Source organism: Actinoplanes cyaneus (assembly GCF_016862095.1).
In the GTDB taxonomy this organism is placed as follows: Bacteria; Actinomycetota; Actinomycetes; order Mycobacteriales; family Micromonosporaceae; genus Actinoplanes; species Actinoplanes cyaneus.
Genome location: NZ_BOMH01000018.1, coordinates 75,889 through 92,073, shown reverse-complemented (window position 1 = coordinate 92,073; position 16,185 = coordinate 75,889). Strand labels below are relative to the sequence as shown.

General features: G+C 71.4%; 16 protein-coding genes. 7 read left to right on the top strand and 9 right to left on the bottom strand.

Features of this window, described 5'->3' with window-relative positions; genetic code table 11:
- Positions 1-133: 133 nt before the first annotated feature.
- Positions 134-1,675, top strand: coding sequence for an alpha/beta hydrolase (locus Acy02nite_RS12870; RefSeq protein ID WP_203740222.1), 1,542 nt, complete (start codon positions 134-136; stop codon positions 1,673-1,675).
- Positions 1,676-2,080: 405 nt separating this feature from the next.
- Here the strand turns inward: Acy02nite_RS12870 and Acy02nite_RS12865 are convergent, their stop codons facing one another.
- Complete coding sequence (locus Acy02nite_RS12865) at positions 2,081-2,485, bottom strand: DUF3224 domain-containing protein (RefSeq protein ID WP_203740220.1); 405 nt, start codon at positions 2,483-2,485, stop codon at positions 2,081-2,083.
- A 58-nt stretch (positions 2,486-2,543) separates the two neighbouring features.
- Between Acy02nite_RS12865 and Acy02nite_RS12860 the strand changes: the two genes are divergently transcribed.
- Positions 2,544-2,981 (top strand): MarR family winged helix-turn-helix transcriptional regulator, encoded by a 438-nt coding sequence (locus Acy02nite_RS12860; protein WP_203740218.1) that lies wholly within the window; start codon positions 2,544-2,546, stop codon positions 2,979-2,981.
- On the top strand, positions 2,978-3,319 hold the full coding sequence (locus Acy02nite_RS12855) for an ester cyclase (RefSeq protein WP_203740216.1): 342 nt from the start codon (positions 2,978-2,980) through the stop codon (positions 3,317-3,319). Before Acy02nite_RS12860 ends, Acy02nite_RS12855 begins: the two co-directional genes overlap by 4 nt.
- A gap of 113 nt (positions 3,320-3,432) precedes the next feature.
- Here the strand turns inward: Acy02nite_RS12855 and Acy02nite_RS12850 are convergent, their stop codons facing one another.
- On the bottom strand, positions 3,433-4,230 hold the full coding sequence (locus Acy02nite_RS12850; RefSeq protein ID WP_203740214.1) for a hypothetical protein: 798 nt from the start codon (positions 4,228-4,230) through the stop codon (positions 3,433-3,435).
- 216 nt (positions 4,231-4,446) lie between these two features.
- Here Acy02nite_RS12850 and Acy02nite_RS46470 point away from each other — a divergent pair, with 216 nt between their 5' ends.
- Complete coding sequence (locus Acy02nite_RS46470) at positions 4,447-5,967, top strand: HIRAN domain-containing protein (protein WP_239174685.1); 1,521 nt, start codon at positions 4,447-4,449, stop codon at positions 5,965-5,967.
- Here Acy02nite_RS46470 and Acy02nite_RS12840 read toward each other — a convergent pair.
- Positions 5,927-7,165, bottom strand: coding sequence for an MFS transporter (locus Acy02nite_RS12840; RefSeq protein ID WP_239174683.1), 1,239 nt, complete (start codon positions 7,163-7,165; stop codon positions 5,927-5,929). The two genes, Acy02nite_RS46470 and Acy02nite_RS12840, sit on opposite strands and share 41 nt — an antisense overlap.
- A gap of 70 nt (positions 7,166-7,235) precedes the next feature.
- Here Acy02nite_RS12840 and Acy02nite_RS12835 point away from each other — a divergent pair, with 70 nt between their 5' ends.
- Positions 7,236-8,207 carry an ArsR/SmtB family transcription factor gene (locus Acy02nite_RS12835; protein WP_239174732.1) on the top strand — a complete coding sequence of 324 codons (972 nt, stop codon included), beginning with the start codon at positions 7,236-7,238 and terminating at the stop codon, positions 8,205-8,207.
- A 167-nt stretch (positions 8,208-8,374) separates the two neighbouring features.
- On the opposite strand, the gene Acy02nite_RS12830 is transcribed toward Acy02nite_RS12835, so the two are convergent.
- The 6 genes from Acy02nite_RS12830 to Acy02nite_RS12805 all read right to left on the bottom strand — a co-directional run bounded on the left by Acy02nite_RS12830 (position 8,375) and on the right by Acy02nite_RS12805 (position 15,122).
- The gene (locus tag Acy02nite_RS12830; protein WP_203740209.1) at positions 8,375-11,107 is read right to left on the bottom strand and encodes a fumarate reductase/succinate dehydrogenase flavoprotein subunit; all 2,733 of its coding nucleotides are present in this window, start codon (positions 11,105-11,107) and stop codon (positions 8,375-8,377) included.
- A complete protein-coding gene (locus Acy02nite_RS12825) occupies positions 11,104-11,868 on the bottom strand; it encodes an ABC transporter ATP-binding protein (RefSeq protein WP_239174681.1) in 765 nt (254 codons plus the stop codon). The genes Acy02nite_RS12830 and Acy02nite_RS12825 overlap by 4 nt, the downstream gene beginning before the upstream one ends.
- Positions 11,865-12,692: an ABC transporter permease gene (locus Acy02nite_RS12820; protein ID WP_203740207.1), complete on the bottom strand. Its 828-nt coding sequence runs from the start codon at positions 12,690-12,692 to the stop codon at positions 11,865-11,867. The genes Acy02nite_RS12825 and Acy02nite_RS12820 overlap by 4 nt, the downstream gene beginning before the upstream one ends.
- Positions 12,689-14,035, bottom strand: a complete 1,347-nt coding sequence (locus tag Acy02nite_RS12815) for an ABC transporter substrate-binding protein (protein WP_203740205.1) — start codon at positions 14,033-14,035, stop codon at positions 12,689-12,691. Before Acy02nite_RS12815 ends, Acy02nite_RS12820 begins: the two co-directional genes overlap by 4 nt.
- Positions 14,032-14,259 carry a 4Fe-4S dicluster domain-containing protein gene (locus Acy02nite_RS12810; RefSeq protein WP_203740203.1) on the bottom strand — a complete coding sequence of 76 codons (228 nt, stop codon included), beginning with the start codon at positions 14,257-14,259 and terminating at the stop codon, positions 14,032-14,034. Before Acy02nite_RS12810 ends, Acy02nite_RS12815 begins: the two co-directional genes overlap by 4 nt.
- A gap of 77 nt (positions 14,260-14,336) precedes the next feature.
- Complete coding sequence (locus Acy02nite_RS12805; RefSeq protein WP_239174679.1) at positions 14,337-15,122, bottom strand: GntR family transcriptional regulator; 786 nt, start codon at positions 15,120-15,122, stop codon at positions 14,337-14,339.
- A gap of 246 nt (positions 15,123-15,368) precedes the next feature.
- On the opposite strand from Acy02nite_RS12805, the gene Acy02nite_RS12800 reads away from it, so the two are divergent.
- Both Acy02nite_RS12800 and Acy02nite_RS12795 read left to right on the top strand, forming a co-directional pair.
- A complete protein-coding gene (locus tag Acy02nite_RS12800; RefSeq protein ID WP_203740201.1) occupies positions 15,369-15,830 on the top strand; it encodes an SRPBCC family protein in 462 nt (153 codons plus the stop codon).
- Positions 15,827-16,180 (top strand): ArsR/SmtB family transcription factor, encoded by a 354-nt coding sequence (locus Acy02nite_RS12795; RefSeq protein WP_264653266.1) that lies wholly within the window; start codon positions 15,827-15,829, stop codon positions 16,178-16,180. Before Acy02nite_RS12800 ends, Acy02nite_RS12795 begins: the two co-directional genes overlap by 4 nt.
- The last annotated feature ends 5 nt before the right edge of the window (positions 16,181-16,185 follow it).

Here is a 16,185-nt window from a genome sequence, read left to right as displayed (position 1 = left end):
ATCGACATCGCGAATCGCTACCGGATCGTGTCATTGCTGTTTTCCGGCCCGCCCCCGCGCGCGAGGGGTAACGAGACTTGTCGATGTGTGGCAGGGTGACGCCTGGTCCTGCTTCCCAACGAAAGGCGAGAACATGGCCGTACGTCCTTCGATTGCCGCCCGGGCCGGCACGGTCCTCGCCCTGGTCGTCGCGTCGCTCGCCGTTCCCGGCGCGGCGCAGGCGGCCCGGGTGCCCGCGGTCGGCTGGTCGGCGTGCACCGAGCCGGAGCTGACCGGCTTCGACTGCGGCACCTACGAGGTGCCGCTCGATCACGACCGTCCCGGTGGGCCGACCACCACCATCGCGCTGGCGCGGCGGCCCGCCGCCGATCAGGCGCACAAGCTCGGCACCATCTTCGTCAACCCCGGCGGCCCCGGTGGCGCCGGCCGTGGCCTGGTCCGCGCCGCCGCCGGGATCGTGCAGCCGGAGGTGCTGGCCCGGTTCGACTTCGTCGGCTTCGACCCGCGGGGCATCGGCGCCAGCGACCCGATCCAGTGCTTCGCCACCGACGAGGAGGCCGAGGCGCTGCTGGCCCGGATGAAAGCGGTGCCGATCACCAAGGCCGAGATCGCCGAGACCCTCGCGGCGAACTGGGAGTACACCGAGGGCTGCAAGCGCAACGCCGGTCCGCTGCTGACCCACATGAGCACACTCAACGTGGCCAAGGACCTCGACCGGCTGCGCCAGGCGGTCGGCGACAAGGCACTGACCTACATCGGCTACTCGTACGGGACGATGATCGGCGCCACCTACGCCAACCTGTTCCCGGGCAAGGTGCGGGCGATCATCATTGACGGCAACGTCGACCCGGACCAGCGGGCCAACCACCGGCTCGCCAACAAGTTCGAGCGGGCCGGCGGCTTCGAGATCGCCCTGGCCGGCTTCTTCCGCGAGTGTGACAAGGCCGGGACGAACTGCGCGCTGGCCGGGGACAGCAAGGCCAAGTTCGCCCGGCTGCGGGAACGCTTCCGGCAGGGACCGGTCACGTCACCGACGTACGGGGAGGTGACCATCGACGACCTGACCGGCTTCGTGTCGAGCAGCATGTACGACGTGGCCAGCTTCCCGGACACCGCGCAGGTCCTGCAGATCCTGTACGGCGAGGTGTTCGGCGGGCCGTCCACCCTGCGCGCCACCCCTGCCCCGCCGATGCCCTCGGCGCCGCCGGCGCGCGGCGGATCGACAGACGCCTACGGGTACACGTCCAACGACGCCTTCTACGCGGTGAACTGCGCCGACGCGCCGCTGCCGCGCAACCCCGCGCTCTACCCCGGGTTCGCCACGATCTTCGAGAAGGCGCACCGGACCTTCGGACGGTCCGAGGCGTTCGGGGAGGTGGGCTGCGCGAACTGGCCCGTCGTCAGGGAACGCTACGCCGGGCCGTGGAACAAGCGGACCGCCAAGACGGTCCTGGTCGTCAACCCCACCTACGACCCGGCCACCCGGTACGACTTCGGCGTGCGGATGAGCCGGGAACTGGGCAACGCCAGGCTGCTGACGCTCGACGGGTTCGGGCACACCAGCAGCTACAGCGCGTGCGTGCAGGGCTGGTACACCCGGTACCTGCTCGCCGGTCAGCTACCGCCGTCGGGCACCCGCTGCGGCCAGGACCTGCCGCCGTTCCCCGCGGCCTGACCTGAGCGATCACGCCGCCGTCCGGCTCGGCATCGCCCGAGCCGGACAGCGTAGGTCGACGGTCCGATTCCGTCAGGCGGCTCAGAGAACGGCCCTGACCAGGGTTTATACTGGTCAGGGCCGTATTCTTTTTGTCCAAGCCGCAGTGGATCTCGGCCGGCAGCGCTCGCTTCGCGGCAGATGAGTGCGCGTGGTCCGGCAAGACCGGCCGCCGGATGGTCCTCATCGCGAATGAGGCCGGACATTCATATGGATCCTGGCGATCGTTAGCGCGACCGCCTTGCTGAGGCTCGGCGGACGCGATGGTTGATCAAGAGCGGGTGTGGATCAATTTGCCGCGCTGATGGCTATTACTCCCGTCGTCGCGCGTGGGTCGACCATCTGATGGCCGGCGATGCAGGGGAGTCAGGACAGTTCGTAGTCGAACCGGATGTGGTGGATGCCGTCTTCATCGACGGCCAATCCTCCGGTGCCGCGGATGCCGGTCAGGTCTCCAGTGCCGCTTCCCTGGACGATGACCAGAAACTCCGCCTGCCGATCCCGCCCCGTAGTGGTGGCGGAGTGCGCGAAGTTGAAGGTGCCCGGGTGGCCGGCGACGTGGCCCTCGAACGACTCCATCGCGACGTACGTGCCGGTGCTACTGGCGGGGTCGAACGCAGCCGTGAAGAGCGTTTCGGATCGGCCCTCGATCTCGCCGGTGAACGTCTTACGCATGGTGGCGAAACCGACCGGCAGGCCGGTCTTGACTTCGGAAGGCGGCACGGGAGCCGCACTGAAGTCGACTACCTCGAACGTTCCAGTTGCTCGCATGTCTGACACGCTACGACGAACTCTTGACTTTATCAAGAGTTGTGTATACAAATAGATCATGGAAGGTGAGACGACGGAGGATACGTTCTTCCGTTTGTTCGGCGAAGCTGCCGCGCAGCTCAGGCAGGGGTTCGCGCGCTCGATCGGGATGAGCGTTCAAAGGGTTCAGATTCTTGTCCGCTTGCACCGCAATGGCGAGACCAGTCACAGCGAACTGCGCCAAACCCTCGGCATCGACGGGGCGAGCATTACGCGGTTGGTGAAGGAACTCGAACGTGACGGGCTGGTCCAACGTCGTGTCGACCCGGCCGACAACCGCTACACGCTGGCGTCACTCACTCCGGCCGGCACGCGGTTCGCCATCGAGTTACGGGAGCGGCATCAGGACTACCAAGAGCGGTTGCTCGATGGCGTTGACAAGCAAGACCAGGACAGAGTGCTGCAGGCGCTACAGCGACTGCGTGACAACCTCAATCGGGGAGACGCGGACACATGACAGGCGAAGCACGTGCGGCGGCGCTGCGCATGTACACGGCTTTCAACAATCACGACCATGCAGCGGCGCTGGAGATCTTCACCGACGATTTCTACAGTCATCCACTGAAAACGACGGGGCCGCGAAGCATCGTCGAGTCCTGGGAGCGGCTCCATGACGCGTTTCCCGAAGCCCGCGTCGAAGTCGAGGACATCATCGTCGATGGCGACGGTGTCGCGACGCGGTTGAGCGTGCACGGAATACCGGACCAGACGCCGACGATGCTGGAAATGTACCGCGTCCGCGACGGCCGGATCACTGAACTGTGGGCGCTGACCTCAATGCGCCGCGACGCCTGACCAGCGCGACCGTTTCGGAGGCGCACTCAATTCGGCAGTTGAGGGTGTCGAGGGCCGGGTTTTTGCCGGGGACTGAGTCGTGCATCGCGTTGTCGTTGCGTCCGGGGGAGGGTTCAGTAGGACGGATCCTCTGCCTGCTGGCGGACCGATGGGTCGGGGTCCTCTCTCAGGACGTCGCGAATGTGTGGTGGAGTGAGGAGCGCGGCAGCCATCCACCATCGGACCTCTACCGATCGATCCCGGACGAGCCGCTGGAGGTCTTCCTCTTCCAGAGTGACGGTGCGCACGAGCGCGGACCGGACCAGGGCTGACGGGTCCCCGGCGAGGACCCGGCGCTGCTCGGCTGTCGTGCGGGTGTTCATTGCTGCGCCGGCTCGGACCTTGGCGACGGAGTCGGTGCTCAAGGTGGCCAGGGCCGCAGGATCGATGGTTTCCATGGCAAATTCCCCGCGGACGTTCACGGAACTGTCCGAGGCGAGCGCGGCTGCTACGTCCGGAGCGAGATCTTTGCGATAGATGAGCTGGTACCGGAGGTCCTCGTCCGGCGATGCGCAGATGGCGCGTTGCACGTGTTCGTCGCATGCGGGATTGTGAGCCACCGCCCAGCGAACGTGCCGGTGAGGATCGCTGACGAGTCGGAGCAGAGTTTCTCGCGGTGCTCTCGGATTGGTTGCCACCGCTTCACGGACGTTCCTGTCGTCGTCGGAGGCGAGAGTGATCAGTACCGTTCCCGGTAGGTCCGAACGACCGGCAACAGCCAGGCGAATCGTCTTCGACGGATCGGCCGCCAGCCGTGTCGCGACCCGATCGGTGACCTCGACGCAGTTGCCGCCGCCGTTGGTGCGGGTGCCCGTGCGCCAGGTGACCGCGTTGCGGTCGAACGTCTCGGCGTACGTCTTCTTGTCCGTCACTTCAACTCCTCGGCAATGCCTTTGCCAGTACATTCTCCCAGGCGTCTCGGTAGCCGCCCAGTCTCGGTGGCGGGCGGTCGAGAAGCGGCCGGCAACATCGGGAGGCGCGGCGTGGTCACCCTTGAGAGTGATTCTCGTCGATCGAAGCGTGACCCCGGGGCAAGGCAGCCGATCGGTCGGTATGGATGATCAACGAGTGATCGTACGGTGGCTCGCATGACGGTTCCGTTCGATCTGTGGGGCCAGCGCGGCTGGGCCGCCGCGGAAGTCGCCGGTGAGTCGCACTACCGGGCCGCGATCCGGGCGCTGTTCGGCGCGCGCATCCCGCCGGACGGCACCGAGCTCACTGTCGCCGCGCAGCTGCTGCCCGAGCCGCAGAACCGGCACGACCGGGACGCGGTCGGCGTCTGGGTGGGCTCCGCGCAGGTCGGTCACCTGCCGCGGGAGGCGGCGAAACGGTATGCGCCGGCGCTGTCGGCGCTGGTCGCGCACGGGTGGACGCCGCAGGTCGGCGCACGGGTCTGGGGTTCGGAGGCGGGTCCCGGCGAGTTCACCGGTTCGGTGCGCCTCGACCTCGCCGAACCGCACCTGATCATCCCGGCGAACCAGCCGCCCCCGCAGGAGCATCGGCTGCTGCCGCCGGGCGGGGCGATCCAGGTGACCGGTGAGCACCACCATCTCGACGCGCTCGCGGCCTGGCTGCGTCCCGAGGGCGAATGCTGGGTGCACGCGACCCTGCACGAGATCACCGAGCAGCCGGCCCGCAGCGCGCGGGCCGTCGTGGAGGTGCGGATCGACGGTGTCCGGATCGGGCAGCTCAGCCCGCGCATGAGCGGCGAGGTGCTGGCCGCCGTGCGGCATCTCGCGGAGCGCGGTCTGGTGGCCTGCGCCCGCGCGATCGTCAAGGGCAACAGCATCAAGACCGAGGTCATCGTGTACGCGGCCAGAGCGCACGAACTGCCGGAAAGCTGGCTGAGCGACCCGCCCGAGGCGGCGCGCCACGCGGTGCGGAACTCGAGTGCGGCGGACCGGCCGGCGGGGCCGTCGGCGGCGGAGACGGCGGTGCTGCGGGTGCCCGCCGGACAGACCACCGCGCCCTTCGTCCCACCGGCGCTGGACGTCCCGCCCCCGGTCGCGCCGGTGATCGCGGGGGCGGTGGCCGCGGACGGGCGGGCTCACGACGTACGCGAATCGGGTCTGCCTCAGTCCCTTGCCGTGCCGGCCGCGAGATCACCGCAACCGTCACCCCGCCCGGCCGGTCCCCGGCTCAACCCGCCACCGAACTGGCCCGCGCCGCCACTGGGCTGGTCGCCGGCCCCGGGGTGGACGCCCGATCCGGCCTGGGGCCCGCCGCCCGCGGGGTGGCAGTTGTGGATCGACGCGCCGCCCGATGCGGATCGCTCGTTGCCGGAGCCCTCCGGCATGGTGGCGCGGACCTGGCGGGGGTGGGCGCCGAAGGCTGTCGCCGACGAGTACCAGCGGCACTACGAGACCGGGGTGGCGCCGCGGCTGGCGAGGCTGCCCGGGTTCCGTGGCGCCCGGTTGCTGCGCCGGGCCGAGGGGGACGAGGTGGCGTTCACGTCGATCGTGTTCTTCGCCCGGATGGACGACGTGCGGGCGTTCGCCGGCGACGACTGGTCCGTGGCGGTCGTCGAGGAGCCGGCGCGGCGGGTGCTGAGCCGGTGGGAGCCGACGGTCACCCACGACGAGGTGGCGATGGAGGTGCTGCCCCGCTGACCGGCCTTTCCGACCTCGCCCGCGGGACGAGCAGGACACAGAGGAGGGTGGCGGCGCCGGCCAGGGCGACGGCCGTGCCCGGGGTGCTGAGCTGCGCGATCGCGCCCAGGCCGACCGGGGACAGGCCCTGCAGGGTCATCAGGCCGGTGGAAAGCAGGGCGAACAGCTGGCCGCGGCGCGACTCCGGCGTGGCGTCCAGCAGGGGGCGCTGCAGCCCGAGTTGGTAGGCGGCGCCCGCGCCCGACAGGACCAGCACGGCGAGGGTCACCCCGACCGGGATGCCGGTGACCAGCAGGATCAGCGGGCCACCGGCGAGCAGGACCAGGGGGCGGGAGAGACGTTCGCGCGCCGCGGGACGGACCCAGCGGCCGACGATCAGGTCGCCGAGCAGCATGCCGACCGGCAGCGCGGCCATCAGCACGCCCGCCGACCCGGACGGGAAGCCGCGCGCGGTGGCGTAGGCGACGAGCAGCGCCTCGGCGCCCGCCACGCACGCCGATGGCAGCCAGTGGACCAGCAACAACCGGCGGATCACCGGGTCGCCGAGCAGCTCACCGGCACCGGTCACGCTGGCCCGCACGGCGGAGCCCTTCTCGCCGGGCACCCCTTCGAGATCGGGAAGGCCCAGCCGTACGATCACCGCCGCCAGCACGTGACCTCCCGCCGCGATCAGCAGCGCCGGTCCGGCCCCGAGCGCGGCGACCGCCACGCCACCGGCGGCCAGGCCGATCAGCTGGGCGCCGGAGGAGGCAATGTTGAGGACGGAGCGGCCCAGGACGTACGCGTCGCCGCTGAGCACCTCGGACACCAGCCGTCCGGCCGCGCCCGAGAAGATCGGCGTGCCGCAGGCGACCACCGCGATGATCGTGAGCTGCGCGGCGACCGGCAGGTCGACGACGGCGACGAGCAGCGCGGCCGCCCCGCCGGCGAGGTAGCCGCCGACGATCAGCGGCCGTGGCCGGATCCGGTCGGTCAGCGCGCCCAGCAGCAGCCCGCCGACCAGTTGCGGCAGGAAGCCCGCGGCGAACGCCAGCGCGCTGAGCAGCGCCGACCCGGTCCGGTCGAAGACGAGCACGGACAGGGCGAAGATCCGTAGCGACTCGGCGGCGATGGCGGCGGTGCGGGCGAAGAACAGCACCCGGAATCTCGGCTCGGCGAAGACCTCGCGGTAGGTCGCGCCCCGGTCGATGACAGTCACCGGTCCACCATGTCGGCGGCGGCCGGCGCGACGCGACTGATTCGCCAGGGGGCGTAACGTCGGGGGCGTGATGCGGTTCGAGGTGGGCGCGGAGGACCTGCTGCGGACGCGGTTCGCGGTGTCGCCGATCTTCGAGCTGCACAACCTCCTGCGGGCGCTGAGCATCCCCGCGCCACGGTTGCCGTCGTCCTGGCTCGCGCGATTCCGGTCCGGTTTCGATCGGCTGCGCCACGACCCGTGCCTGGCCGCGGTCCAGATGCTCAAGAACGCCCGGCAGGGGGCGAACTTCTACACGCCGCCACCACGCGGGATGACCCAGACGATCGAGCAGGACCTCGCGGCGGTACGGTCCTGGCCGCTCGCGGCGGCCCGCGAGGAGATCGACTTCTACCTGGCCGGGCGGCACGTCCCGGCGGCGGTCGCGGCGATCCTGCACGCCGACGACGTGCTCGACCGGCTCGCCGGCTTCCTGGAGCTGGCCTGGTCGGAGGTGCTCGCGGGGGAGTGGCCGCAGCTGCGGGCGGTGTGCGAGCGCGACGTCGTGCACCGCGCCGCGGAGCTCGGCCGGGCGGGGTGGGCGGCGGCGCTGGCCGGCCTCGGCCCGCAGGTGCGCTGGCGCGACGGCGGGATCGAGCTCGCCGCGCACGGCGGACCGGTCGGCGCGCTGGGCGGTGCGGGGCTGCTGCTCGTCCCATCGGTGCTGGTACGACCCGGGACGGCCGTCTTCGCTGACGATCCGTGGCCGAAAGCGATCATCTACCCCGCTCGTGGCGCGGGCGCGCTGTTCGAGTCCGCCGCGGAGCCGGTGCCGTCCGCGCTGGCGGCGTTGCTGGGGCGCAGCCGGGCGCAGTTGCTGACGGCTCTCGCCGAGCCGGCCAGCACGACCCACCTGGCGGCGGTGCTCGAACTGGCCACGGGGGCGGTCGGTGACCATCTCGCGGTGCTGCTCCGGGCCGGGCTGGTGACGCGGGCCCGGTCGGGGCGCTCGGTTCTCTACTCCCGGACTCCGCTCGGGGACGCGGTGATCGAAGCGTCGGCGTGAAGCACGCGGTGATCCAGGCGCCGGCGTGAAGCAGGTGATCCAGGCGTCGGCGTGCGGCACGTGGCGCTGACTCCGGCGGCGATGACCCGCACCGGAAACGACTGGTCCCAGCCGGCTCGCACGGTGGCCGGGCAAGCCCGGTCGCACCGCGGGAGCCGGCCGTCCCGCTACACCAGGGCCCGCCGGGCCCACGCCCGGACGTCGGCGTCCACGTCGGCGCCCGCTTCGAGCAGGGCGGCCCGGACGTCGTCGCGATCCGGCCAGGCCGACAGCGATCGGACTGCCGCCCGGCGCACGTCCAGGTTCGCGTCCTTGGCGGCGGTGAGCAGGACCGGGACCGCCAGCTCCGGCCGGGCCGCTCCCAAGGCTTTCGCCGCTCCCTCGCGGACCTGCCACGCTGGGTCGCCGAGCTGGGCGATCGCCACCGACGTCAGCGAGCCGGGGCACCCGATCGAGGCGGCCGCGGTCAGCGCCGCCGCCCGCACGAGAGCGTCGCCGTCACCGGCGAGCCGTTCCAACGCGGCGGCCCGTTGATCCCGCGCGCGGCCGGCGGTGTCGGGTGAAACGGCGGCGGTGTCGTGCGGGGTGGCGGTGGTGCCGAGGCCGTGGGCCGCGGCGACCCGGACCTCGCGGGCCGGGTCGAGGGCGGCGGCGGCCAGCCCCGGCACGTCGTCGCGGCGGACCAGGCCGCGGACCGCCTGCAGGCGGACCGTCACGTCGACGTCCTCCGCGGCGGCGCGGAAATCGGCCGCGGTTCCCAGGTCGATCACCCGGAGCAGCTCCACCACGACGTCCCGGACAGCCGGGTCGCCGCTGCCGTAGGCCGCCCGGAGTCGCCGCGCCAGCTCCGGCGACCCGGCCAGCACGTCGGCCAGTTCTCGCAGTCCGGCCCCGGCCGCCGAGCGCACTGACCGATCCGGATCAGCCAGGGCACTCACCAGCGCGTCCGCCACGCCCGCCGGGGCCACCTCGGTCAGCGTGGTCACGGCGGTGCGCCGGACACCCGCGTCGGGGTCGTCCAGGAACGGCGCGAACGCGGCGAGCGGGGACGGCGCTTCGGCGAGCGCGAGAACCGCGACGATCCGGTTCGCGGCCGGCGCGGCGGAGCTTTCCGTCGTACGTACCGCATCGGGGGTCTGCGCGGTGACGCCGAACCGCCGGATCTCGGGCACCGGCACCGCCTCGAGGCCGCCGGGGGGCCGGAAGTCGTCGACCGGGAACAGGTACTCAGCGACGGGACGTTTGAGGAACTCCATCTCGCCGTCCGGGCCGCGCCGCAGGTTGAGGTGGTAGAGCCACTCCTCGTCGTTGCGCTCGGGGTGGTCGGCCCGCTCGTGGTACAGCCCCCAGCGGCTCTCGGTGCGCACCAGCGAGGCACGCGCCGCCATCTCCGCGCAGTCGCGGATGAAGCTCACCTCGGCGCAGCGCATCAGCTCGTGCGGGGTCCGCGCGCCCATCCCGCCGATCTCGCCGCTCATGCGCTGGAACGTCTCGACCGCGATCTCCAGCTTGGCCGCGGACTTCGGCGGGGCGACGTAGTCGTTGACGAAGCGCCGCAGCTTGTACTCCACCTGCTGCTGTGGCGGCCCCTCCGGGGTGCGCAGCGGCCGGTAGACGAGGTCCCGGGCGGCCTCGACCTGATCGGGCGGCAGCGGCGCCCGGACGTCACCGGCAAGACCCGCGGCGTGCGTCCCGGCCAGGTCGCCGAAGACGAACGCGCCGATCATGTAGTTGTGCGGCACGCACGCCAGATCCCCGGCCGCGTACAACCCGGGAACCGTCGTCCGGCCGTTCTCGTCCACCCACACCCCGGACGCCGAATGGCCGCCGCACAACCCGATCTCGGAGATGTGCATCTCCACGTCATGGGTGCGGTAGTCGTGCCCGCGCCCGGCGTGGAACGTTCCGCGCGACGGCCGCTCGGTCGTGTGCAGGATCCCCTCGATCGCGCTGATCGTCTCGTCCGGCAGGTGGCTGAGCTTGAGGTAGATCGGCCCGCGGTCGGAGTCCAGCTCGCGCGCCACCTCGGCCATCATCTGCCCCGACCAGTAGTCGCAGTCGACGAACCGCTCGCCCCGGTTGTTGACCTGGTAACCGCCGAACGGGTTGGCGACGTACGCACAGGCCGGCCCGTTGTAGTCCTTGATCAGCGGGTTGATCTGGAAGCACTCGATGCCGGAGAGCTCCGCGCCGGCGTGGTACGCCATCGCGTACCCGTCCCCGGCGTTCGTCGGATTCTCGTACGTGCCGTAGAGGTAACCGCTGGCCGGCAGCCCGAGCCGTCCGCACGCCCCGGTCGCCAGGATCACCGCGCCCGCCGCGACGGTGACGAACTCGCCGCTGCGGGTGTCGAAACCGGCGGCGCCGACCGCGCGCCCGTCGCGGGTCAGGACGCGTACCGGCATGACCCGGTTCTCGATCTGGATCTTCTCGCGCATCTCGCGGCGGCGTAACTGCCGGTAGAGGACCTTCTTGACGTCGCGCCCCTCCGGCATGGGGAGCACGTAGCGGCCCGAGCGGTGCACCTGGCGGACCGCGTACTCGCCGTACTCGTCCTTCTCGAACTTGACGCCGTACCGTTCCAGGCGCTGCACCATGGCGTGCCCGCGCGTGGCGGTCTGGTGGACCGTGCGCTGGTCGACGATGCCGTCGTTGGCCCGGGTGATCTCGCGGACGTAGTCCTCCGGCGTCGCCTTGCCCGGGATGACCGCGTTGTTCACGCCGTCCATGCCCATCGCCAGCGCGCCCGAGTGCCGCACGTGCGCCTTCTCCAGCAGCAGGACGCGCGCCCCGTGCTCGGCGGCGGAGAGCGCGGCCATCGTCCCGGCGGTGCCGCCGCCGATCACGAGGACGTCGCACTCCAGCTCGCGCGCGGCCTCCGAGGGTTCTTCGAAGATCATGAAGACAGGCTCCTTACGTACGGGTCGGTCGCGCCCAGCGCTCCGAGAAGCTCCATCCGGGCCGCCCGGACCAGCGGGGTGCCGCGCGTCGCCGGGTCCCGTGGCTCGGGAACGTCGACCAGCGTGCGCACCCCGCCCGGCTCCAGGACGGCGACCCGGTCCGCGACGAACAGCGCCTCGTCCACGTCGTGGGTCACGAACACGACGGTGGCCGCGGTGCTGCTCAGCACGTCGGCGAGCAGCCGCTGCATCGCGCCCCGGGTCTGCGCGTCCAGAGCGCCGAACGGCTCGTCCATCAGCACGGCGCGCGGCTCACCGGCGAGGGTGCGGGCGAGCTGGACGCGCTGCCGCATGCCGCCGGAGAGCTGGGCGGGCAGCCGGTCGGCGTGGTGGGCCAGGCCGACCCGGTCGAGCCAGAGCCCGGCCCGGTCCCGGCGCGCGGCCCGGTCGAGGCCGCGGATGGCGAGCGGCAGCTCCACGTTGCGCCGGACCGTCCGCCACGGCAGCAGGGCGTCGTCCTGGAACATCAGCGCGCGCTCGGGGGACGGGCCGGTGACCGGTTCACCGTCGGCGAGCAGCCGGCCGGCGACCACGGGCAGGAGACCGGCGAGGCTGCGGAGCAGGGTGGACTTGCCGCACCCGGAGGCGCCGAGGACGGCGAGGACCTCTCCCGGGCGTACGTCGAAGTCGAGCTCGCGCACCACGGGCCCGGCGCCGTGACCGAGGCTGACCCGCTCGGCGCGCAGCGCCAGGCCACTCACTTCACCACCCCCGCGCGCGACGGCAGCCAGCGGGTGGCGCGGCGGCCGGCCAGTTCGACAGCGCCGGCCGTCGCCCAGCCCAGGACGCCGATCGTGATCATGCCGACGATGACCGCGGGGTAGTCGACGATCGTGTACGCGTGCCACGTGCGGTACCCGACACCGAAGTCGCCGGAGATCATCTCGGCGGAGATCACGCAGATCCACGAGACGCCCATCCCGACCGACAGCCCGCCGCAGATCCCGGGCAGCGCGCCGGGCAGCACGACGCTGAACAGGACCCGCAGGCGCCCGCCGCCCATCGTGCGGACCGCGTCCTCCCAGACCTCCGGCAGCGCGCGGACCGCGTGCCGGGTGCTGACCAGGATCGGGAAGAACGCGGCGGCGCAGGTGATGAAGACGATGCCCTGCTCGTTCTGCGGGAAGACCAGGATCGCGACCGGGACCAGGGCGATCGCCGGAATCGGCCGGAGCACCTCGAACAGCGGCTGCAGCACGTCGGCGAGCAGCCACGACCGCGCGACCGCGACCCCGGCCGCGATGCCCAGCGCGGCGGCCAGGGCGAAACCGGTCAGGATGCGGACCAGGCTCTGCGCGATGTCGACGTAGTAGACGGGGTCGCGCAGCAGCCGGCCGAACTGGTCCGCGACCTCGATCGGCGTGGGGAGCCGGTCGAAGCGCAGCCAGAGCGTGACGTCACCGGCGGTGAGCCACTGCCAGAGCAGCAACGCGGCGAGCAGGGACCCGGCCCGGATCAGCCAGCGCGGCCGGCGGCGGACCGGGGCCTCGACCGATGCGGTGCGGATGGCGGTCAGCGTCGTCATGCGGCGGCCACCGCCTGCTCGTACGTGATGATCGAGCCCTTGCCGTACCGCTGGGCGGCGCCCTGTGTGATGAAGGGCAAGAAACGGTCACCGTCGTGGACCCAGACGCTGCGGTCGGCGAACCAGCGGGTGCCGGTGGTCGTGTCCGGGACGTACGCCGCGCGCACCTGCCGGCCGGCCCGCTTCGCCGCCTTCACGGCTCTGAGCAGGCACGACGGGTCGGCTGCCGGTTGGGTGGTCTCCTCGCCGGTGAACCACAACTCGCCCGCGTCCTTCTGCACCGGCTTGCCGCAGACCGGATCGGTGCCGGTCAGGACCGCGCCGTTCGCGGCGTCACTGCCCGGCACGCCGGACAGGTAGGAGTCGTCGAGGAACGCGTTCAGGTCGATGCCCTGCAGCACGCCGATCGACTTCAGGAACGGCACGTCGTTCTGCATGGCCTGCCTCAGCTCGGCCGTCAGCGGCATCGCGAACGTGGCGATGCCGTTCGCGCCGTTGTAGAGATAGACCACCTCGGCGGGCAGCCCGGTCTGCTCGGCGACGATCTCCGCGGCCCTCAGCGGCTGCTTCCAGAGGAACTCGGTCGCGTCCTGCTGTGCCTGCAGGAACGCCGTCACCACGTCGGGGTGGGCGGTGGCGTACTGCTGGCGGACCACGGTCCCGTGCAGCGTCGCGACGTTCAGCTCACCGCCGTCGTAGAGCACCCGCGCGTCGCCGCGCTGGACCAGCAGGCCCGGCCACGCGACGAACTGCGACAGCGCGGCGACGTTGCCGGACTGCAGGGCCGACGCGCCGATCGGCGGCTGCTGGTTCTCGACCTTGACGTCCTTCTCCGGGTCGACGCCGGCCTTGCGCAGCGCCTGCACGAGCAGGCCGTGTGCGGCCGAGCCGACACTGGTCGAGACGACCTTGCCGCGCAGGTCGGCGAGCTGCCGGATCGGCGAGTCCGGGGCGACGACCACGGTGTTCAGGGCGCCGCGCAGGTTGTAGCCGGTGACCGCGATCATCTTCGTGCGGGTCTGCTCGGACTGCTGGCCGCGGGCGCCGTTGATCAGCAGGGGATAGTCGCCCATCGAACCGATGTCGATCTTGCCGGCCATCATCTGGGCGGTGATCGGCGCGCCGGTGTCGTAGTCCTGCCAGACCACCGAGTACTTCTTGCCGAGCCGTTTCTCCAGGAAGCCCTGGGCGCGCAGCAGGGTGCCGGCGGTGACCGTGTTGATCGTCTTGGACTGGTATCCGACGACGACCCTCTCGGTGCCGTCCTCGGCGGCGTTCCCGGCGACCGTGCAGCCGGCCAGCGCGGTCGTCAGCGCCAGCAGCGACGCCAGCCGGGCCCTCATCGGAGGAGCACCGGCATGTTCACGGTGACCGCGCCGGTGGGGCAGCGGGCCGCGCACGGGCCGCAGTACCAGCACTCGTCCACGTGCATGTAGGCCTTGCTGGACTCCGGATCGATCGCGAGGGAGTCCAGCGGGCACATGTCGACGCACAGGGTGCACTCGTCGATGCAGAGGCTCTCGTCGATGGTGACGGGGACGTCCACCCGCTGATTCACCAGCGCCATTTCTTCTCCTTAAAGGGGCATTTATCCGGCGTACGGCGGAAAGCGTCTTCTGATGGTCGATCGTGTGATCCGGTGCGTCAGCCGGCGCGGTGCACCGGAGCCGGAGCCGCCCGGCGGGACAGCTGGGTCCGGAGCGTGAGCCGGTCACCGCGGAACCGGATCCACTCCAGGTCGACCGGGCGCCCGTCGGCCAGATGCGTCACGCGCTCCACCATGAGCAGCGCCGACCGGTCCGCGACCGCCAGCAGGGCCGCACTGTGCGGGTCCGCGTTCACCGCCTCGACGCTCACGTCCGCGTGACCCAGGCTCTGCCCGGTCAGCTCCTCGATCAGCACGAACACGTCGCGGTGCGCGAGATCCTCACCGAGCAGCGGGACGCCGATGTCCTGCGGGAGGTACGTCAGGTCGAGCGAGACCGGGACCCCGTCCAGGCTGCGCACCCGCTCCAGGTAGACGACCTGCTCGCCGTCCGGCACGCCCAGCCGTCCGGTCACGACGGCGGGAGGCCGGACGACCGTGAGGGTGCGTACCTCGTTGGTGATCTCGCCGTGCTCGCAGAGCGTCTCGGCGAGCCCGGCCAGCCGGTTCAGGCCGTGCGCGTACTTCGCGGAGACGACCAGCGTGCCGACCCCGGGCAGGCGCTCCACCAGGCCCTCGGTGGCGAGCAGGCCGAGCGCCTCGCGGACGGTGTTGCGGGTGGCGGCGTAGTCACGGCAGAGCAGCGACTCGCCGGGCAGCGCCCCGGACCCGAACGCCCCGGCCAGCACCTGATGGCGCAGCACGTCGGCGACCTGGCGGGCCCGGTCGGCGCGGCGCCGGCGCGCCTCGGTCAGCTGCGGTGTCATCTCCTCCACGGCCTTCACGGCCATTAACCTATTAACCTCATAGGAAAAGTGGAACAGTCCACCCGCTGCGCCACCTCGGCGACCGGTGGTCATAGCTGTGACCTGCGATGCTCCACCCCGGAGCCGATACTTGCGCCGGGGAAGAAGTCCGCATCGTGGAACCGGCGCGTCGTCACCGAGCCCGTCGACATCTGCAACCGATGGTTGCGTGTTGCGGCCGGAGCGGCTAGCGTGATGTGCAACCAAAGGTTGCAGGAGGATGTCATGGAACTCGGAACCATCGAACGCGAGATCTACGTCGACGCCACCCCGGAGATCGTCTTCGAGGTGGTCAGCAGCTCGGAACACCTCAAGGGCTGGTGGCCCGACGACGCCGGCTTCGCGAGCAGCCCCGGCAGCACCGGCACGATCACCTTCGGCGACTGCCACGAGGGTGGCTCCGTCGAGCAGTTCACCGTGGTCGAGGCGCAGCCGCCGCGGACCTTCTCGTTCCGCTGGACGCACCCGGCCGGCACGGCGGCGACCCCCGGGAACTCGCTGCTCGTCACGTTCGAGCTGGCCGCCTCCGGCGGTGGCACGCTCCTGCGGATGACCGAGACCGGATTCCGCGAGCAGGGCTGGTCGCAGGCCGTCCTGGAGGAGCGCTACCACGACCACGTGTCCGGTTGGGATCACTTCCTGCCGCGGCTCGCGCCCTACGTCGCCACGCTCCAGGTCCAGCCGTGAGCAGCGCCGTCGGCGTCGCCGCGGCGGTCGACGACGACCTCTGGTCGGCGATCGGCGACCCGACCCGGCGGCGGATGCTCGACCTGCTGCTCACCGAGGGCGGCGGCACCGCCACCACGCTCAGTCAGCAGCTGACCGTCACCCGCCAGGCCGTGGCCAAGCACCTGACCGTCCTCGACCGGGTCGGGCTGGTGCGCGGCGCCCAGGCCGGCCGGGAACGGCGTTACCACGTCGACGAGCCGCAGCTCGCCCGCGCGGTCGCCCAGCTCTCCGCGGTCGGCGCGGCGTGGGACGCCCGGCTGCAGCGCATCAAGCGGATCGCCGAGGCGATTCAGCAGAGCAGGGAGTGAAGCGC